Genomic DNA, 20,110 nt, shown 5'->3' with positions numbered 1-20,110 from the left:
GATATATATCGGCCCACATAAGCTGACGTTGCAAGAGTGGATCAAGTACGCTTGCCAAAACGCCGTCCGACACGAGCAAGCAATATCACGGGCAAAATTCCGACTACCACGATGGCAAGCGCCGCAATGGACGCTTCCTCATAAGTCCCGCGCGCAGCCTCACCATAAAGATGCGTTGCAAAAGTTTCGACATTAAGTGGGCGCAGCAAAAGTGTTGCTGGTAATTCTTTCACACAGTCTACGAATACGAGCAAACCTGCCGCCACAATGGCTGTTCTGGATAGTGGCAGATGAACTGCACAGAATGTTTGTGTCACACCGCGCCCTAATGTGCGCGATGCATGATCCAGCGACAAGGGTATGCGTTCTAATCCGGAATCAATACCACCTGCAGAAATGGCGAGAAATCGGACCACATAGGCATAAATGACCGCTGCACCCGTTCCGATCAGTACCAATCCGGCGGAATATCCGAAGAAATGCAATGTGAACTGATTGAAGAGATGATCAAAGCCGCCGGCGACCACCAGAATACCGATGGCGATTACAGTGCCCGGCGCCGCATATCCCATCGTCGAAAAGCGATAAGACCAGCGCGAAATTGAACCCGGAAAAAGTCGGACGGCATATGCGACAAACATTCCGCATATGAGCACCAGCGCAGTCGCGATCGAAGCCAGAGCAACGGTATTAAAAGCTTCTCCGAGCAATCGCGGGGACACACCTGCAAAACGAATACGTTTTATGGCCTCCACGACCAGATAGATTGCCGGCAGTACGAATCCGATAACTACCGGCAGTGAGCAGAGACAGAACAACCAGATCGCTTGCCCTCGTCTGACTTTCAACGGCTCGAAGCCACGCGAATGGCGGATATTGGAAGCAAAGCGCTGCTTGCGCCGTGCCCAGCGCTCGATTGAAACGAGAGCAACAACCAGAAACAGAAGAGCGAGTGCAAGTTGGGCTGCACCAGGCAGATCGGAACGCGTTATCCAGGTCGTATAAATCGAAACGGTCAATGTGCGAACGCCCAGGAACTCGGCAGCCCCCACATCGTTCAATGTTTCCATCAAGGCCAGACTGACACCGACCGCCACGGCAGGCCGGGCAAGTGGCAATGCAACCCGCCAGAAGATGCCCTTGCGGCTTACCCCCAGAGTTCTCGCTGCTTCGATGAGGCTGGCGGATTGGGTGAGAAACATGGCTCGTGTAGGAATATAGACATAGGGATAGAGAACGAAGCCTAGCAGAATGATACACCCGGTCATCGAGCGGACGTCGGGCAATCGAAACTGACGCGGGCTTTCATATCCTAGTACGAAGCGAACAGCACCTTGCACCGGACCAATGGGATGCAGGATATCGAGATAGGCATAAGCGATAATATATGTCGGGACAGCCAATGGCAGCAGAAGCGCCCATTCCAGCACGCCTCGACCGCGAAAATCATAAGCCGTGACCAGCCATGCCATCGACGTTCCGAGGACGGCAGCGATAATGCCAACGCCGGTAAGCAAGATGACTGTTTCAAGAAAAGCCGTTGGCAGGTTGGTGGTAAATAGATGCGTCCATAGTCCGACTGAGCCTTGTATGGCTTCCAATGCAAGGGCGAAAACCGGCAGCAAAACCAGAACTGCGACGAAAACCGAGAACCATAACCAGCTGCGCCCTGCTCTTGCGGGTTGCAAAACTCGTTTCCGCATGGCTGCAAGGACTTCCATTCGTCTCTCTATAGTGCAACGCCGGCGCATGAACTGCACCGGCGTTATTCTGCTTAACTTATTCGGCTTTTAGTTGTCGAAACCGACTTTGTCGACCAGTTCGCTTGCCTGCTTACGATGGCTGACGATTTCAGACAGCGGAACGCTGTCGATCTTCAGCGCACCGAACGATTCCACGATCGGATCAAGCGGCGCACCCGGCTTTACCGGATATTCGAAATTTGCCTTGGCATAGATCTGCTGAGCCTCATCGGAAACCAGATATTCAAGCAGCTTGACTGCCGCGTCCTTGTTCGGCGCGTTCTTTGCAACAGCCGCACCACTGATGTTAACCTGAGTACCCCCATCCTTGAAGGTTGGCAGCAGAACCTTGATGCCTTCGCCCCAAGCCTTCTGCTCGTCGCCGCCCTTGCCCGAACGCATCAGACCTACATAATAGGAATTGGCGACTGCTATGTCGCAGATACCCCCGACGATATCCTTAGCTCCGTCACGGTCCCCGCCAGCAGCTTTGCGCGCGAGGTTATCCTTGAGACCCTTGAGCCATTCTTCAGTCTTTTCCGCACCATAGTGCGCAATATAATCCGCGAAGAGAGCGGTGTTGTAAGGATGCTGGCCCGCACGAATGCAGACTTTGCCTTTCCACTTCGGATCAGAGAGGTCTTCATAATTGATCTTGTCGAGTTCCAGATCTTTGGCTGCATAGACAACGCGAGCGCGCATGGAGAGCGCGAACCAGTTATCCTTCGCGTCGCGAAGCTGCTCCGGAACGGCCTCTTTCAGCACCTTGGAATCGACAGGCTGGGTAAGGCCCTTGTCAACGAGATCGACCAGATTACCGGCGTCGACCGTCATAAGGATGTCAGCGGGCGAATTCGCACCTTCAGAGGCCACACGCTCTGCCAGACCATCCTTCAGGAACACCGTATTGACCGTAATTCCCGTGGACGACTTGAAAGAGTCGAGCAAGGGCTGAATGAGACCCGGTTCGCGTGTCGTGTAAATGTTCACTTCATCTGCGTGGGCGGCTCCTGCGAACAGCGTTACTGCGACGAGGGCGAGACCGGAACGCGCAAATTTGGACATTTTACCTCCAGATGGACATGGTTCATTTTGAATTATGAGCGGACTAATCAAGTTATACGGTGAGGCTCGCTGACGGTCAATTACCCATGCAACTCTAACGGCGTATATTTTCCATCACTTGGGGAAAATGAGCGCCTTATCCCAATGTGGGCATAAAAAAATATCGGTCGCAGAGGCCGGAAGCCTCAATTCTGTACGCACCCGCAACAACGGCGCAGCATCAGTCACCCGTACAACCAATTCTTCGATTTCACCGAGAAACGTTCGTGATTCAATATGTCCATGCAGCACAGCTTCGTTGGATTCAGCATCGGACAGAATCGAGAAGTCGCGCGGACGCAGATAAACAAACGCTTCGGCATTTGGTTCAAGCTGTTCAGCCAGAGCAAGCTCTCCAAAGGGAGTTGCCAGTTTACCGTCTTCAGCTTTGCCCGATATCATATTGAAGTCGCAGAAAAAATCTGCGGCATAACGGTTCGTTGGCCGGTCATGGAGTTCGCGTGCCGGACCGCTTTGAACGACCTTGCCAGAGCGCATCAACACCACACTATCCCCAGTCGACAAGGCTTCTTCTGCTTCGTGCGTTACAATAATTGCTGTCGTTCCAAGTTCCCTTAACAAAGCCACTGTCTCACGACGAACCCGGGCACGCAGACCTCTGTCGAGATTCGAAAATGGCTCGTCCATCAGCAGAAGATGTGGGTTCGGAGCAAGGGCACGGATAAGAGCAACACGCTGCTGCTCACCGCCTGACAGCATATGCGGATAGCGATCCGCCATATGGGAGAGCGACACCAGTTCGAGAAGCTCGGTTGCTCGTGCGTTCGCTTCGTCGCGGGGTATTCTTCGCAAGCCGAACAGGATATTTTCTTTGACCGTCAGATGCGGAAACAAGGCGTAGTCCTGAAAGACCACACCAACGTTCCGTTTTTCCGGCTCAATAAAGATAGATGGTCCGACAAGTGTCTTGCCCCCCATCGTGAGTGTTCCACTATCTGGAGCATCAATGCCGGCGATGATGCGCAACAGGGAAGTCTTGCCACAGCCCGAATGACCAACCAGACAAATGATCTCACCCGCATGAACATCAAGAGACACGTCATCAAGCGCACGCACTGCGCCAAACTGGCGACTGACACCGGACAGCGTCAGCGCCGGACCGGAATGACCGGAGACCTGTCGTTCATCATGCGGGTTGCGTGCGTCCATAAGCAAGATCGCGTGTCCAGATTGCAGTTCAGGCGGATATAGAGACACATTCTCCAGAAAGCTACCAAAACAGGATAGAATATCTCAGGAATATCGTAATTGAGTATTTTTAGAATGGGTTATCTGGTTGATCGTGAACAAAAAGCGGGCCATGCTCACCATGCTTCCACATACCCAAATCACCCAATCGCATTGCAGGAGAATACCGAAATGGGGCCGGTCACGGATAAGGTGGCGACAGCTGAAAGCTTGCCGCAGGAAACCAAAATTGCCATCATTGGCGGCGGCATTATTGGTGTTTCTACAGCCCTCTTCCTGGCCGAACGCGGTATTCCCGTCGCTCTTCTTGAAAAGGGAGAGATTGCTGGCGAACAGTCCAGCCGTAACTGGGGCTGGTGCCGCCGCACAGGCCGTGACAGCCGCGAAATGCCGCTCATCGTCGAGAGCATGCGGCTATGGGGTGGTATGAACGAACGTACAGGTCGTGAAACGGGCTTTCGCGTTACCGGGATTGCCTATACGGCTGAAAAAGAAGAGCAAATGGCTCTTTATGCCGAATGGATAAAAATCGCCAGCGAACACGGCATCGAAACACAACTTCTCAATACTGAGCAAGCTGCAGCACTTGCACCGGGCGTCAATCGACATCTCGCAGGCGGCATGATTACGCCACTCGACGGTCGCGCGGAGCCGCAAAAGGCCGTTCCGGCATTTGCAGCAAAAGCACAAGAGAATGGTGCTGTCATCCTGCAAAATTGTGCGGTGCGCGGTATCGAGACGACCAATGGTCGGGTGACGGCTGTCCTCACCGAAAAAGGCCGCCTGCGCTGTGAAGCGGTGGTCATCGCGGGCGGGGCTTGGTCCAGACTTATCATTTCCGCTTTTGATGCCCATCTGCCGCAATTGAAAGTTCGTTCATCCGTATTCCGTACAGCGCCTATTGATGCCGGTGTGGAGCCTGCGATTGCATTTTCAGATTTTGCACTGCGCAAAAGGCTGGACGGAGGTTATACGGTCGCAAGCCTTGGAGGCTCCATCGCCGATATCGTGCCTGACAGCTTTCGGTTCTTCCGCGATTTTATACCATCGCTTTCGACCGAGTGGCGGTCGTTGCGATTCCGGTTTGGCGAACGTTTCTTCGAGGAAGCATTCCAGTGGAAACTTCGTCCCGCCGATCAGGTCTCCATCTTCGAGAAAATCCGCACGCTCGACCCCGCCCCACGCAAGGCAGCAAATGCTCAGGTCCTTGCGAAACTGAAGCAGGCAATTCCTTCTTTCGCGTCGGCCACAATAGCGCAGGAATGGGCAGGCCTCATTGACACAATGCCGGACGTCATTCCGGTCATTTCACCCCTTCCAGGCGTGGAAGGGGCGATCGTAGCGACAGGCTTTTCAGGGCATGGCTTCGGTATCGGCCCAGGCGCAGGTAAGCTTGTGGCCGATATGGTCACGGGAGAAACGCCGGTTGTCGATCCTTCAGCGTTTCATATATCGCGCTTTTCAGATGGCTCCAAAATCCGCATCGAGAACTGGGGATAGATCTTCGCTCCAGACTATTCGATCACACCGCAGGCAAACCGTGCTCCGCCGCCGCCAAGTGGCTTGGGCTCGTCGGAATAATTGTCGCCACCAACATGAACCATCAAAGCTCTGCCTTTGATTTCATCCAGTGACTTGAGACGCGGTGCCATAACGCTTTGCGTTATGTTGCCCTCGGCATCTGTTTTGAGCAAAGGCAAATCACCAAGATGTCCTTCGCCTTCCGGCCCCATGTGATGCTTGGAATGTGAGGGGTCGTAGTGCCCACCGGCGGCTTGCGCCGGAACAGTTTTTCCATCTTGTTCGCCGGGTGCGCAGCTTCCTTTCTCATGGACATGAAAACCGTGCTCACCCGCGGGAAGGCCACGCAAATCGGGTTTGAATTGTAATCCGTCCGCAGTCTGCGAGATCGTGACGGTGCCGATTTCCTTCCCCTGCCCCGTCGGCAGAGCTTCGTAGAGTTTGACACTCACATCCGCCGCAGCGGCTGGAACTGTCAGAAGCATCATTGCTGAAGCAATCAATAACGGCTGCATCATTTCCTCCTGATCGCGATAATTCGTGATGAGAGGACAACGCACACCGTCAGAAATTGTTCGAAAATAAATCTTCCGTGTGAGGACCGCGTGACAAACGCCTGACACGCGGTCCAGCCGGATTATACCGTTACGAACTGAGCCATCATGCCCACATCTTCATGTTCCAGCACATGGCAATGGAACATGAACGGGTGGCTCTTTGCTCCCTCACGGTCAAAATGGACAAGTATTTCGGCCTTGCCATCGATCAAAGCAGTATCCTTCCATCCCGACTGGTGCGCTGGCGGAGCCTTGCCATTCAGGGAAAGAATGCGGAATGAGGCTCCATGGATATGGAACGGGTGTGGCATCTCCTTGGTTGTGAGATCCCAAATCTCCCAGGATCCAAGTTTAGCCTCGACATCAATACGATCCATGTCGAACGGTTTACCCGCGATTGCCATTTCCACACCCGAAGTCAGAGCTTCAAGCGCAGGCCCCGCATCGGCAGAAGTTCTGGCACCGTGCATATCATGATCCATGGCGCTGGACATCGAGCTCATATCCATATTGCCCATATTATGCCCGGCATGAGGATCAGCTGACGGCTTTGCCATCATCAGTTTCATATTTTCCGCCATGCGCTCATCGAAGAAAAATGAACGGCGTTTTACAGATAGTTTTTCATCGGCTGCATCAGGACCATCAAGACGATCTGGAACTGCCGTGATTTTCCCTCGCAAGGTGCTGTCCACGACAAACCGCATCAAGTGCAGATCGTCACCGCCGCTGTCATCCCCATAGGTCAACAAATCAGCGGCTTCACCTTTGGAGAAATCAACCAGAACCTCGTAGCGCTCGCCGGGGCTGATGGTCAGCCTTTCGACCGCTTCTGGCTTTCCAATGAAGCCGCCATCAGATGCTATGACAAGCAAAGGCCGATTGTCGCTCAGACGAATATGAAAATTTCGCGCATTGGCACCGTTCAGGATACGCAGGCGGACAATGGAGGCGGGAACACGTGCTTCCGGTGAAACGACACCATTCACGATAAGCTTGTCACCTCGGAAACCATGCATCAAGTCCATGATATCCGGTTGATAGACCTTATCACCTTCGATCACCCGGCGATCCTGAAGCACCAGCGGAATATCGTCCACTCCGTAATCTTCTGGTAGTCCGCGCTCAGCATCCTTGCCGTCAGTAACCACCATCAAACCGGCAATACCCATATGCGCCTGGCGGGCGGTGTTGCCATGCAAATGTGGATGAAACCAGTTGAACGAGGCCGGCTGGTTAACCGTAACTTTCGGCTTCCATTCTGCGCCCGCCGCAATCAGATTGTGTGGCCCGCCGTCGAGTGCGGACGGAACGAAAAGCCCATGCCAATGAAGTGTAGTCTCTTCATCCATGCCATTTTCAACGGAAAGAGTGACCGTTTCGCCGTTCTTCAGACGAACGAGGGGGCCGAGATAGGCACCATTGATGCCAGCGGATGCCGCTTCGCTTCCTTCTTCAAAGCTGTGCCGGCCTGTCTGCACTTTCAGTTCAACAACGCCCGATGCGTCCGGTTCGATCAACGGCGGTAAAGGCAAAGGCCGTCCAGCCGTGGCGGTCGCTGAGGAAGCAGCGCCGTGGCCCATGTGCGCGTCCTGGGCAATGCTGTCAAAAGGGCGAATAGCGGTTAGAAAAGCGGCCCCTGCCCCAAGAGACAGCAGGCGACGACGTGTAATTCCAGTCATGGTTATTCTCCAGACAATAATCTCATGGCCGCCAAAGGTTTGGCGGCGATTTTCAGATCAAGCCGGAAGCAGTATGGGAGGCCGCAAATCTCTATTCGGCATTTTGCCGCTAAGTGCCGCGACAAGCGGCGGCAAACCAAAATCCAGAACAGGAGTAAAGGCACGCAAATTCGTGCCAAGCTGAACGACGCAGCCACAAATCATCATGACACAAGCATTGGGTGCTTTAGCGCCGTGATCCATTGGGGCAGATTTATCCATGCTCGACGGCATCGACGAATTGTCCACGTGATGCGGCAGGCTCACACTGCAATCAGAAACTGTCTGCACAGATGGCATGTCATGCGCCATTGCGTAACAGAGTTGCACTGAGAGAAGAAACACGAACGAAAGCATTGTCACGAGCACGCGGGAGGGCGAACACAAGACCGCATGGCCTCGTGCTGTATTCCTGAAACCGATATCGTACTGTGCTCGATACATCTTTGCTTCCAAACGGACGACATTGGAAATCTAGTCGTCCGTTACGGCAATTAAAAGACCTGAAGGAGCACTGACGGGAATTTTACCCACTTTCGCTTTTCTTTCCAAAATCGCCTATTCGAAATCATAAAGTTGCTCAAAAGCCGTTTTTTGCTTGCGATTCCATACCCTGCGGTTTTAAAGAAGCCGTATCTCGGGCTCCTCCCCCAAATTTAGACGGCCCGTAAATATTGGATCTGAAACAATGACTGTCGCTGTAGCGGTTGCCCCGCAGAAAAATTCCGCGCGCCGAGTTCTGGCCGCGAGCATGATCGGCACCACGATCGAATTCTTTGACTTCTATATTTATGCCACCGCTGCGGTGATCGTATTCCCGCATCTGTTCTTCCCTGCGAGCGACGGCAATTCCGCGCTTCTCCAGTCTCTGGCAACCTTTGCGATTGCCTTCTTCGCCCGCCCTATCGGTGGTGCTCTGTTTGGTCACTTTGGCGATAAGGTTGGACGCAAAGCGACGCTCGTTGCAGCGCTCATGACCATGGGCATTTCCACCGTCGCCATCGGCTTCCTGCCAACCTATGATTCGATTGGCGTCTGGGCAGCCCTTTTGCTCGCTCTCTGCCGTCTGGGCCAGGGACTTGGTCTTGGCGGTGAATGGGGTGGTGCAGTGCTGCTCGCAACAGAAAACGCACCCGAAGGCAAGCGCACCTGGTACGGCATGTTCCCGCAGCTTGGCGCGCCAGTTGGCTTCATTCTGGCGACGGGCATCTTCCTAGTTCTGGCAGAAGCTCTAACTGAAGAACAGTTTTTCGCTTTCGGCTGGCGCATTCCTTTCATCGCCAGTGCACTTCTGGTCGGTGTAGGCCTGTTCATCCGACTGAAAATCGCTGAAACGCCAGAATTCCAGAAAGCAATCGACAAGGCTGAACGCGTCGAAGTACCGGTCGCAGCTCTGTTCAAAAAGCACAAGATGAGCCTGTTGCTCGGCACGATCGGTGCGGTTGCAACCTTCGTCCTGTTCTATCTGATGACAGTCTTCTCATTGGGTTGGGGCACGCGCGCCCTTGGTTACAGCCGCGAAGAATTTCTTATTCTTCAGATGATTGGCGTAATCTTCTTCGGCCTCATGATCCCGGTAGCGGCCCTGCTGTCAGACCGCTTCGGCATGCGTCCGGTCATGATCATCGTCACCGTTCTGATCGGCCTCTACGGCTTCATCATGGCGCCTTTGTTCATGGCTGGTACGGCCGGCGTACTCGCATTCCTCGTCATCGGCTTCGGCCTGATGGGTCTGACCTACGGTCCGATTGGCGCTGCTCTGGCCGAACCATTCCCAACCTCGGTTCGTTACACCGGTGCTTCGCTGACTTTTAATCTGGCAGGCATTCTGGGTGCTTCAGTAGCGCCTTACATCGCAACCTGGCTCGCAACACATTATAGCTTCGACTATGTCGGCTATTACATGTCTGCCGCAGCTGTGATCTCGCTGATCGGTTTTGCCTTTATCTCGTTCAAGCGCGGCGAATAACGAACTTCCGAAACGAAAAAGCCCACGTGGAGCGATCCACGTGGGCTTTTCTTTTTAGGGAGCTTGCAGCTTTTATTCTGTGTCAGCAGCTTCCAGCGCAATAGCCACTGACTGGATAATCGACGCAAAACGCACGGCTGTCTGGATCGTTTCCGACGTCACATTGGCTTTGCGCAAAACATCCTCATGCGCATCGATGCACATGCCGCAGCCATTGATAGCAGATACGGCCAGCGACCAGAGTTCGAAGTCAATCTTATCGACACCCGGATTACCGATCACATTCATGCGCAGCTTCGCTGGCATGGTGCGGTAGTCCTTGTTGGTCGCAAGATGCACGAAGCGGTAATAGACATTGTTCATGCCCATGATCGACGCAGCAGATTTTGCCGCCTGAATGACGGAGGCATCGACCTTGGCAGCGGCTTCGGCAACAAGCGCCTTGCGCACGTCGGCATTACGAGAAGCAATGCCGCAGGCGACGAACAGACCGTATTTCTGTTGCGGTGTCAGAGTTTCGTCGCTTGCCATCGACGAAAGATTGAGACGAACGTCCTTGGCGAAATCCGGGATCTTTGACTTCAGATCATCAATGGACATGGAACCCTCTTTATCTGTCATTTGGATACTAGAGCATGTCTCCCGAAAGTGGGAACCGGTTTTGGGGTAAAGACATGCCGAAAACAAAGAGATAGAGCGGTTCCAACGATTCCGTTTTAACCGGAACCGCTCTAGATAAAAGAAAGGCGGGCCTTGACCCGCCTTTCTGCAAACCAATCAGGGCCTATCAGGCAGCCTTGAGCGTCTCGCCACCGACTTCACGGTTGCATGGGCAGAGCTCATCGGTCTGCAGCGCATCGAGAACGCGCAGCGTATCCTTGGGAGCGCGACCAACGTTGAGGTTGGTTGCGTAAACGTGCTGGATCGTGTTGTCCGGATCGATAACGAAGGTGTAGCGGTACGCAACACCATCTGGCGAACGAACACCGAGGCCATCGACCAGCGAACCATTGGTGTCGGCAAACGACCAGATCGGCAGCTTGTCGAGATCCTTGTGATCGCGACGCCATGCGAGCTTCACGAACTCATTGTCGGTCGAACCGCCCAGGACGACTGCGTCACGGTCTTCGAAATCCGATGCAAGACGCGCAAATTCGGCGATTTCGGTCGGGCAAACAAAGGTGAAATCCTTCGGGTAGAAGAAGATAACCTTCCACTTGTCCGCAAAGCTTGCTTCGGTGATTTCTTCAAATGCCGAAACGCCGTTTTCTTCGTGATGGTTGAAACCGGGCTTTACGCCGGTGACCTTGAAGGAGGGAAGCTTATCGCCGATACCGAGCATTTTATACCTGCCTGTAAATTCAATTGTTATGCGGAAATTTCTGAACTTACAGAATTTTCCGACTACGAGTCATATATAGGGATTCTTGTTAAATCGGTCAAAGCGATTATAACGATCAAATCCATCGATTTTAACGATGGAGCAAAGTCGAAAGAATCAATGCTCAATATCAGCGTCCGCCAGCTCCATTACTTTATGGCCCTTGTCAAAGCGGGGTCCTTTTCGCGTGCAGCTGAGGTCGTGGGTGTTACCCAATCGACATTGAGTGCTGCTATTCAGGCGCTTGAAACAGAACTTGGCGTAACGTTGATCGATCGCTCGGGCAGACGAATGCAGCTTTTGCCCGCTGGTGAGGATTTTCTGGCACGCGCTCGTACGATTATAGCCCTCATTGAAGAATTGCCTGAACACGCGCGACAAGCTGAACGACCGCTGACGACCAGACTACGAATGGGCGTCATTCCGTCGATAGCGCCTTTTCTGCTACCTAAAGTCCTGCCTGCGACCGCTAAAGCCTTTCCCGAATTGCAATTGACCATTCGTGAAGGTCTCACTCGGTCGTTGCTCGACAGCTTGCGTTCAGGTTCGCTCGATGTAGCACTGGTCGCCCATCCCTACGACCTTGATGAATTTGAGATAGCAGAGCTTGGTCGGGACATCTTCTATCTGGCAGTACGGCGCGATCATGCGCTGGCCAATCGCGAACAGGTCGATGCAGACGACTTGCAGGACCAGCCGTTTCTTCTACTGGAAACCGGGCATTGCCTTCGGGAACACGTCATGGCTGCCATAGGGTCCACACCGGCCCAAGCAAGCGGTGACGTTCATGCCACATCTATCATGACATTGGTGCAACTTGTCGACTTCGGGATGGGTGTTACGCTGCTGCCTGAAGTGGCGGTCAAAGCCGGAGCCACGCGCGGAACGGAGCTGAGCATCGTTCCTTATGAAGGCAAGCACAATTATCGGTCACTGGTTCTCGTCTGGCGCTCCAACGCCGCCCGCCGCAACGAGTTTCAGCTCTTCGCTGACCATCTTCGCGGCAAGTGCATGAAGCCGGCCTAGAGAATTCCCCAGGCGCGAAACCGTCCGCGCCCGGTGACTTCTCTGAGATTGAGTTCCGAGATCAGCTTCAAAGCCCCTTGCTGCGTAACCTGCAATTCCTTCTCCACCATCTGGCTGGAAATAACGGGACTGCGCAAAACCATATCCATCAGTTGCGGCAATCGCGAATTGGACCTGCGCCCCTTGAGCTTACGCTGCATCTGTTCGCGCGCCAGCAGCAGCCGGTCATGCTCCTTCATGGTCGTATCGGCTGCATCTTCGATACTTTCAAAAAACGCCCTGAGACGGACAAGACGGTTAGGTGAGCGCCGTTCATCCGGTCGTTTCGCGCGGAGACCAAGACTGATTGCTGGCAAATGACCGATTGCAAGGCCACTCTGACGCAAGAAGGCGGCTGTCAGCAACCGACCAATCCATGACGATCGCTGCACGACTTCCAGAGAAAACCACGCGTCGTGGATCAATGCGGCGCGCATAAGGGGCGGCAGATGCCTTGTCGCTGCAAGACAGTCCCGCCATTCCTGCAAACGCGCATCCTCATCCCAGTCGTCGTCGTAGAGTAACGTATCGCGCACGACGGCTTCCGGCTTCGACCTGTCTGAGACAGTTCCCTTCAAAAGAGCATCAGTTCGCGCAAGCAAGTTGTCGATGTCATCAAGCATCGGATCAACATCATCGTCGTCCATTGCCCCGGATGGCTCAATTCCAGAGGGCACGGTATCGACCGTGCGGCCAAGCAATTGCTGAACACCAGCAGGGTCAAGAGCCCAATCTGCAGGTCTTCCAGCAATCTGCCGACGCATGCGCAAAACCGCATGTGCGATGGTCAGGGCGTGACTAGGCATCCGGCTGTCCATCAAGGCATCATGCAAGACCAAGTCTTCCATATGTACCAGTTCGCCTTCAAGCCACATCGAAGCGACGGCATCGTGCATATGCATTCGCTCGAGCATCCCTTCGCGAATGGGCGAGCGCAAAAGTCGTTCATCGAGCCGCACCAGAGCCGCCGTAGCTTTGCTCACGGGTACGAAAAATTCTCCGAACGGCAAATCATCGATCTTGTAGGCCATGCCCCGCATATCGCAGCCGATTGCGAACAAAGGCAAACAAAATTACCGCCTTATCCGAGAACTTCCGCAACTTTGACAGTCCGGCCTTCCCTTACCGAACGAAGTGCTGCCTCAGCCAGAGCCAAAGCTTGCAATCCATCTTCTGCTGAAGGATGCGGCGCTTTGCCGGTGTCCAGCGTATCGATAAACGAGGCGATTTCCGCTGCATAAGCAGTCGTGTAGCGGGTCATGAAAAAATCGTGCAATGGCGGACGGTTATAACCGTCTTTAGAAGCGATTTCTATCGAGATCGGACGCTGGTTTTCCGCCGAAACAGCACCGAGCGATCCATGGACTTCAATGCGCTGATCATAGCCATAGGAAGCGCGGCGCGAATTGGAAATGACGCACTGGCGACCGGAAGCAGTCGTCAAAATGACGCTTGCACTATCATAATCGCCAAGTTCTCCAATTTTCGGATCGACCAGCACCGAAGCCGAGGCCGATACGTTCTCGATTTCCTCACCGAGGAGAAAACGCGCCATGTCGAAATCATGGATCGTCATGTCGCGGAAAATACCGCCGGATACTTTGATATATTCTGCCGGCGGTGCACCCGGATCACGGCTGGTGATCGTCACCATTTCAACATTGCCGATGCGCCCATCTTTGATGGCTTTGTGCACCGCTGCAAAATGCGGATCGAAACGGCGATTGAAACCCAGCATCACTTTCGCGCCAGTTTCTCGAATGACATTGAGGCAGGCTCTAACGCGCGCTATGTCAAGATCAATCGGCTTCTCACAAAAAACAGCCTTGCCGACGCGAGAAAACCGTTCAATAAGATCGGCGTGGGTATTGGTCGGCGTGCATATCAGCACTGCGTCCACATCGTCTGATTGCTCAATAGCGTCGATACTGCGGACTTCCGCACCGGCAGAATCAGCAATTGCTCGCGCCGCCGCCTCATTTGCGTCTGCGACCGCGACCAATCGGGCCCGCTTGTCCGCAGCGATTGCGCCTGCGTGAACCTTGCCGATACGGCCCGCGCCGAGCAGTGCCAGACGTGTCACCATTGCCTCATCCTCCCAGGAAACGGCCATCTTCGGGTAAACGAAGATATACTATAGAATATTTATTCTATTTTGCTAGAATGTGACATAAAGATTGTCAAGAGACCATATGAAAGGCCACTGATGGATTCCCCCGCCCCGTCATCAATCAACGTTCCGACGAATATCAAGGAATTCGAGGCGAAGCTGCTAGAGGTTTCCGACCGTTTGCCGAAGAGGCTGAAACAGTGCGCCGATTTCGTTGCCGCCAACCAGGACCGTATCGCTGTGTCGACCGTCGCCGAGATGGCTGAAGGTGCGGGTGTGCAGAGCTCAGCCTTCATGCGTTTCTGCCAGATCATGGGTTTCTCCGGCTTTTCGGAGATGCAGAAGCTGTTCCGGGATTCCTATGCAGGCGGCTGGCCTGACTATTCAACCAGATTGCAACATTTGCGAGAAACGGCGACCGGCAGCGCCCCTGCCCTTCTTGCCGAGTTTGCCGAAGCAGGGCGCACGTCTCTTGAAGGGCTGCTCAAAACCATTGATCCAGATGCACTCGAAAAGGCCGTTCAGCTTTTGGCCAGCGCGCAGACAATCCACATTGTCGGCATCCGCCGTGCTTTTCCCGTCGCGAGCTACCTGGCTTACGCGCTGGAGAAGATGCAAGTGCCTGCCATGCTGCACAGCGCTGTCGGCAAACTGGAGAACCTGCATGCTATTCGCGAAGGTGATGTGCTTCTGGCGATTACCTTCTCCCCCTATTCACCGGAAACGGTCGCAATGGCCGAAACTGTCGCTGCGCGTGGTATCGACGTCGTCGGCATCACTGACACGTTTGTCAGCCCGATGAGTAAATCCGCCAAACAGACATTGCTCGTTTCAGAGGTGGATTTCGGCGCCTTCCGTTCACTCTCCGCAACGCTTTGTCTTGCTATAGCGCTCGCTGTAGCCGTAGGCACCGCACGTCAAAGCGACTGATCCTTCCCGTGCATATTCCATTTTTTAGTTGAAATGGAATAATAAATCCATTTTAATCAAAAATGGAATAACTGCTATGTGTGCATGAATTCTGCACAGCCTTGCAGCAATAAGAAAATAGCGAGGGAGGATTGTAGTGAAGCGGCTCGACTTGATAACGATTGGCCGATCTTCGGTTGACCTGTATGGTGCACAGGTTGGCGGCCTTCTGGAAGACATGGCCTCCTTCAACAAATATGTAGGTGGCTCTCCTACCAATATCGCAACCGGGACTGCACGGCTGGGCCTTAAATCCGCACTTATCACCCGTGTTGGTGACGAGCACATGGGCCGTTTTCTGTTACGTGAGCTGGAACGCGAAGGCGTGGACACACGCGGTATCGTCACCGATCCCGAACGCCTGACCGCGCTCGTTATTCTCGGCATTCGCGATCAGCAGCATTTTCCACTGATATTCTATCGCGAGAATTGTGCCGACATGGCATTGTGCGAGGACGACATCGATCCGGTCTTCATCGCCGAAGCTGGCTGTATTCTGGTTACGGGCACACATCTATCACATCCGAAGACAGAAGCGGCTGTTCTGAAAGCACTCCGTCTTGCTCGCGACAATGGCAGCCGGACGGCCCTCGACATAGACTATCGCCCCAATCTCTGGGGGCTTTCCGGTCATGGCGACGGTGAAAACCGTTTTATCGAATCCGCAGATGTTACGACCAAACTGCAATCGACCCTGCATCTGTTCGACCTGATCGTCGGCACGGAAGAAGAGTTTCATATTGCTGGCGGCTCGACAGACACGCTTCAAGCGCTGAAAGCCGTGCGCGCAGTAACGGACGCTGCACTGGTTTGCAAACGCGGCCCCATGGGAGCCGTGGTTTTCGAAGGCCCAATCCCTAACAGCCTCGACGAGGGACAGAGCGGCGAAGGGTTCCCGATTGACGTTTTCAACGTGCTTGGTGCGGGCGACGGGTTCATGTCCGGGCTTTTGCGCGGTTGGTTGAAGGGCGAAGACTGGCCTACCAGCCTCAAATTAGCCAATGCCTGTGGGGCCTTTGCAGTCTCGCGACATGGATGCACGCCAGCTTATCCGAGCTGGGAAGAGCTTCAGTATTTTTTCCGTACCGGCATTCGCAACAAGGCTTTGCGCAAGGATGCCGCGCTGGAGCAGATACATTGGTCCACCAATCGCAACGGCCACTGGCCAAATATGCGCGTTTTTGCCTTTGATCATCGTATTCAACTGGAAGAAATGGCCGCCGAGGCGAGCGTTTCAACGGAAAAGATTGGCGAGTTCAAACAGCTTTGCCTGAATGCGGCCTTGCAGGTGGCAAACGGGGATGAGGGTTACGGCATATTGTGTGATGGTCGACTGGGCCGCGATGCTCTTTACCGGGCCGCCGGTTCGGGCTTGTGGATCGGACGTCCGACCGAATGGCCCGGCTCGCGTCCACTCAAGCTGGAACCGGAACTCGGACCAGACTGCGGTGGACTGGTCGAGTGGCCTGTCGAGAATGTCGTGAAGTTGCTATGCTTCTATCATCCGGATGACACAGCTGAATTCAAGGCAGAACAGGAAGAAACTGTTTCACGTCTTTTCGCAGCCGCACGGCGCAACCGATTGGAATTCCTGCTGGAAGTCATCCCATCCAAAGCAGGTCCCGTCGATGACGACACAACTGCGCGTGTGATCGAGCGGTTTTATGAAATCGGCGTCTATCCCGACTGGTGGAAGCTAGAACCCATGAAGACCAGAGCGGCCTGGGCCAATGCCTGTGACGCGATCACGCGCAATGATGCACACACACGCGGTATTGTTGTTCTGGGTCTGGATGCACCAGCGGAAGAACTCAAAGCCAGTCTTGCAATTGCTGCCGAATTCGACCTCGTCAAAGGCTTTGCAGTGGGACGTACGATTTTTGGTGACGCGGCACGCAAATGGCTGAACGGTTCGATCAGCGACGAAGAAGCAATCGCCGACATGGTGATGCGCTATCGTGGCCTTTGCAACGTCTGGGACAGCGTGCGTACATATTGAATTCGTTCTGCCGGGAGGAAACTGGAGGAGCTATGAAAACCGTTCGATTAACCGCCGCACAGGCATTGGTGCGCTACCTCGCCAATCAGATGACGCCGGATGGTGAGACCTTTATCGCAGGTGTTTGGGCTATTTTCGGCCACGGAAACGTGGCCGGACTTGGCGAGGCCCTCCATGGCATTCGCGAAGAACTGCCTACATGGCGCGGCCATAATGAACAGACCATGGCCCATGCAGCCATTGCCTATACCAAGCAGCTTGGCCGCAAGCGTGCCTGTGCTGTCACCTCCTCCATCGGCCCCGGCGCAACAAATATGGTCACTGCAGCAGCCCTTGCCCATGTGAACCGCCTACCAGTTCTCCTCATTCCCGGCGACGTCTTTGCCAATCGTGGACCTGATCCCGTGCTGCAACAGATCGAAGACTTCAATGACGGCACTATGACCGTGAATGACTGTTTTCGTCCGGTCAGCCGCTATTTCGACAGGATCACCCGACCTGAACAGCTTCTCACTGCCCTGCCCCGCGCCTTCCGCACCATGACCGATCCTGCTGATTGTGGGCCGGTTACGCTTGCTTTCTGTCAGGATGTGCAAACGGAAGCATATCACTGGCCGGAAGAGTTCTTTGAACCGAAAGTCTGGCACTGGCGCCGTCCACCGCCGGATGAGAATGAACTGAATGCTGCAGCGGCAGCAATCAAGGCAGCGCTGAAACCCGTTATCGTTGCAGGCGGCGGAGTGCACTACTCCGGCGCTCACGAAGCGTTGCGCGATTTTGCCGAAGCACATGGCATTCCAGTCATCGAGACGCAGGCTGGCAAATCGGCGTTACCGTGGGATCACCCGCTCAATTTTGGTCCGGTTGGCGTGACTGGGGCAGACAGCGCCAATGCTATCGCGGCGGAAGCCGATCTTGTGATTGGCGTCGGCACACGCTTTCAGGACTTCACGACCGGATCATGGGCGCTGTTCAAACATCCAGGGCGCAAGCTTGTCTCGCTAAACGTCCAACCCTATGACAGCTCCAAGCACGGTTCGCTTCCATTGGTTGCCGATGCAAAGATTGGTCTTGAAGCGCTCTCGCAAGCGGTTGGCAGCTATAAGCGCCAACCTGCAGACACAGCGTTGAAAGAAAAATGGTTTGCGGCGGCAGATGGGTTTACCGCTGCCCCCAGTGACGGCAACGCTTTGCCAACCGATATGCAGGTGATCGGCGCGGTACAGCGTCAGGCACGAGAGAACACGGTCGTCATGTGCGCGGCAGGCACCATGCCGGGCGAACTGCACCAACTCTGGAAAGCCGGTCGCCCCATGTCCTACCATATGGAGTATGGCTTCTCCTGTATGGGTTATGAGATAGCTGGCGGCCTTGGTATCAAGATGGCCGAACCGGATCGAGACGTCATCGTGATGGTCGGTGACGGCTCTTACATGATGGCCAATTCCGAACTCGCCACTGCCGTCATGATGGGGCAGAAGATTACGGTCGTTATTACCGACAATCGTGGTTTCGGTTGCATCAACCGGCTGCAGATGGCGACTGGTGGCGCTGAGTTCAACAACCTGCTCGACCATTCGAGCCACGTGAACCCGTCGCACATCGATTTCGCCGCCCATGCCGGAGCTATGGGTGCCGATACGAAGAAAGCAGGGTCGATCCGCGAGCTGGAAGAGGCTTTGGCGGAAACCCGCAACAGCCCGCGCACCACTGTCGTCATTATCGATACCGATCCTTACCCGACCCCTGAAACTGGCGGTTGGTGGTGGGATGTCGCGGTGCCGGAAGTCTCGGAGCGCGAACAGGTACGTGCTGCGCGTAAAGATTATGAAGCCAAGCTCAAAGAAAGAAACTGACCGATGATCCTCTATGGCACCAATCCTATTGCCTGGTCGAACGACGATGATCGCAACCTCGGTGCGCATATCACCCTGGATCAATGTCTCGATGAAACAGCCGAGATCGGCTTCGATGGAATCGAGAAAGGTCACAAATTTCCGCAGGAGCCGGCTGCACTCAAAGCCGTGCTTGAACCTCGCAAGCTTCGCTATGTATCGGGCTGGCATTCGCTCAATCTACTGGTCAATTCGGTCGAAGAAGAAAAGAAGGCAATGCAGCCTGCGCTCGACCTCCTGAAAGCAATGGGCTCGAAGGTCATCATTGTTTGCGAAACGTCGAATGCCATTCACGGCGACAACGACAAGCCGCTGTCTGAGCGTCCAGTGCTGGAAGAAGCGCGCTGGGAAGAATTCGGCACGGGCGTCGAAGCACTGGCACAACATGCCGCCGCCCAAGGTATCGCGCTTGTCTACCATCATCACATGGGAACGGTGGTGCAGAGTGAGGATGAGATAGACCTTCTGATGCAGCATACAGGACCGCACACGAAACTTCTTCTCGATACCGGTCACTGCCTGTTTGGTGGTGGCGACCCGGAGCGGGTTGCGAAAAAGCATATGGACCGCGTCGGGCATATCCACGCCAAGAACGTTCGCCCGGCCATAGCCACTGAAGTACGCAACCAGAGCCTGTCGTTTCTGGAGGGGGTCCGTCGCGGCGTCTTCACTGTTCCGGGCGATGTAGATGGCGGCGTCGACTTCGTACCTGTACTGAAAGTTGCTGCTGATAAAACCTATCAAGGCTGGCTGGTGATCGAGGCAGAACAGGACCCCGATATTCGTAATCCGTATCAGTATCAGTCACTTGGGCTAAAATCGCTAAAATCATTCGCACGCGAAGCAGGACTCGACAAAGGAGACTGAG

General features: G+C 54.4%; 17 protein-coding genes. 7 read left to right on the top strand and 10 right to left on the bottom strand.

Translation table 11 applies throughout. The annotated features are described in order from the left end of the window. Positions 1-41: 41 nt before the first annotated feature. The 3 genes from AC1RHM_RS12445 to AC1RHM_RS12435 all read right to left on the bottom strand — a co-directional run bounded on the left by AC1RHM_RS12445 (position 42) and on the right by AC1RHM_RS12435 (position 4,016). Positions 42-1,721: an ABC transporter permease gene (locus tag AC1RHM_RS12445; RefSeq protein WP_010659010.1), complete on the bottom strand. Its 1,680-nt coding sequence runs from the start codon at positions 1,719-1,721 to the stop codon at positions 42-44. Positions 1,722-1,790: 69 nt separating this feature from the next. After that, on the bottom strand, positions 1,791-2,807 hold the full coding sequence (locus AC1RHM_RS12440) for a Fe(3+) ABC transporter substrate-binding protein (protein ID WP_010659011.1): 1,017 nt from the start codon (positions 2,805-2,807) through the stop codon (positions 1,791-1,793). A gap of 114 nt (positions 2,808-2,921) precedes the next feature. Continuing rightward, positions 2,922-4,016: an ABC transporter ATP-binding protein gene (locus tag AC1RHM_RS12435; RefSeq protein ID WP_010659012.1), complete on the bottom strand. Its 1,095-nt coding sequence runs from the start codon at positions 4,014-4,016 to the stop codon at positions 2,922-2,924. Between the two features lie 210 nt (positions 4,017-4,226). Between AC1RHM_RS12435 and AC1RHM_RS12430 the strand changes: the two genes are divergently transcribed. Next, the gene (locus tag AC1RHM_RS12430) at positions 4,227-5,555 is read left to right on the top strand and encodes an NAD(P)/FAD-dependent oxidoreductase (protein WP_010659013.1); all 1,329 of its coding nucleotides are present in this window, start codon (positions 4,227-4,229) and stop codon (positions 5,553-5,555) included. Positions 5,556-5,569: 14 nt separating this feature from the next. Here AC1RHM_RS12430 and sodC read toward each other — a convergent pair whose 3' ends face one another. The 3 genes from sodC to AC1RHM_RS12415 all read right to left on the bottom strand — a co-directional run bounded on the left by sodC (position 5,570) and on the right by AC1RHM_RS12415 (position 8,298). Then, the gene (sodC, locus tag AC1RHM_RS12425) at positions 5,570-6,091 is read right to left on the bottom strand and encodes a superoxide dismutase family protein (protein ID WP_010659014.1); all 522 of its coding nucleotides are present in this window, start codon (positions 6,089-6,091) and stop codon (positions 5,570-5,572) included. 122 nt (positions 6,092-6,213) lie between these two features. After that, positions 6,214-7,815 carry a multicopper oxidase CueO gene (gene cueO / locus AC1RHM_RS12420; RefSeq protein WP_010659015.1) on the bottom strand — a complete coding sequence of 534 codons (1,602 nt, stop codon included), beginning with the start codon at positions 7,813-7,815 and terminating at the stop codon, positions 6,214-6,216. A 57-nt stretch (positions 7,816-7,872) separates the two neighbouring features. Next, on the bottom strand, positions 7,873-8,298 hold the full coding sequence (locus tag AC1RHM_RS12415) for a hypothetical protein (protein WP_080574583.1): 426 nt from the start codon (positions 8,296-8,298) through the stop codon (positions 7,873-7,875). A gap of 244 nt (positions 8,299-8,542) precedes the next feature. Between AC1RHM_RS12415 and AC1RHM_RS12410 the strand changes: the two genes are divergently transcribed. Beyond that, positions 8,543-9,823, top strand: coding sequence for an MFS transporter (locus AC1RHM_RS12410; protein WP_010659016.1), 1,281 nt, complete (start codon positions 8,543-8,545; stop codon positions 9,821-9,823). Positions 9,824-9,895: 72 nt separating this feature from the next. On the opposite strand, the gene ahpD is transcribed toward AC1RHM_RS12410, so the two are convergent. Continuing rightward, on the bottom strand, positions 9,896-10,423 hold the full coding sequence (ahpD, locus tag AC1RHM_RS12405; RefSeq protein ID WP_010659017.1) for an alkylhydroperoxidase, AhpD family: 528 nt from the start codon (positions 10,421-10,423) through the stop codon (positions 9,896-9,898). Positions 10,424-10,610: 187 nt separating this feature from the next. Then, positions 10,611-11,165, bottom strand: a complete 555-nt coding sequence (locus AC1RHM_RS12400; RefSeq protein WP_010659018.1) for a peroxiredoxin — start codon at positions 11,163-11,165, stop codon at positions 10,611-10,613. Between the two features lie 159 nt (positions 11,166-11,324). Between AC1RHM_RS12400 and AC1RHM_RS12395 the strand changes: the two genes are divergently transcribed. Then, complete coding sequence (locus tag AC1RHM_RS12395; protein ID WP_010659019.1) at positions 11,325-12,230, top strand: hydrogen peroxide-inducible genes activator; 906 nt, start codon at positions 11,325-11,327, stop codon at positions 12,228-12,230. Here the strand turns inward: AC1RHM_RS12395 and AC1RHM_RS12390 are convergent. Both AC1RHM_RS12390 and iolG read right to left on the bottom strand, forming a co-directional pair. Beyond that, a complete protein-coding gene (locus tag AC1RHM_RS12390) occupies positions 12,227-13,309 on the bottom strand; it encodes an RHE_PE00001 family protein (RefSeq protein WP_373418744.1) in 1,083 nt (360 codons plus the stop codon). The two genes, AC1RHM_RS12395 and AC1RHM_RS12390, sit on opposite strands and share 4 nt — an antisense overlap. A gap of 41 nt (positions 13,310-13,350) precedes the next feature. Continuing rightward, a complete protein-coding gene (iolG, locus tag AC1RHM_RS12385) occupies positions 13,351-14,355 on the bottom strand; it encodes an inositol 2-dehydrogenase (RefSeq protein ID WP_151576561.1) in 1,005 nt (334 codons plus the stop codon). A 120-nt stretch (positions 14,356-14,475) separates the two neighbouring features. On the opposite strand from iolG, the gene AC1RHM_RS12380 reads away from it, so the two are divergent. The 4 genes from AC1RHM_RS12380 to iolE all read left to right on the top strand — a co-directional run bounded on the left by AC1RHM_RS12380 (position 14,476) and on the right by iolE (position 20,109). Continuing rightward, positions 14,476-15,309: a MurR/RpiR family transcriptional regulator gene (locus tag AC1RHM_RS12380; RefSeq protein WP_010659022.1), complete on the top strand. Its 834-nt coding sequence runs from the start codon at positions 14,476-14,478 to the stop codon at positions 15,307-15,309. Positions 15,310-15,445: 136 nt separating this feature from the next. Continuing rightward, positions 15,446-17,347, top strand: coding sequence for a bifunctional 5-dehydro-2-deoxygluconokinase/5-dehydro-2-deoxyphosphogluconate aldolase (locus tag AC1RHM_RS12375; protein WP_010659023.1), 1,902 nt, complete (start codon positions 15,446-15,448; stop codon positions 17,345-17,347). Positions 17,348-17,379: 32 nt separating this feature from the next. Beyond that, entirely contained in the window at positions 17,380-19,203 is a 1,824-nt protein-coding gene (iolD, locus tag AC1RHM_RS12370) for a 3D-(3,5/4)-trihydroxycyclohexane-1,2-dione acylhydrolase (decyclizing) (RefSeq protein WP_010659024.1), read from the top strand. 3 nt (positions 19,204-19,206) lie between these two features. Then, complete coding sequence (gene iolE, locus AC1RHM_RS12365) at positions 19,207-20,109, top strand: myo-inosose-2 dehydratase (protein ID WP_010659025.1); 903 nt, start codon at positions 19,207-19,209, stop codon at positions 20,107-20,109. Position 20,110: the final 1 nt, after the last annotated feature.

It is taken from the genome of Brucella sp. GW823-FHT04E01 (assembly GCF_058796175.1).
This window is presented reverse-complemented; position numbering and strand designations above follow the sequence as displayed.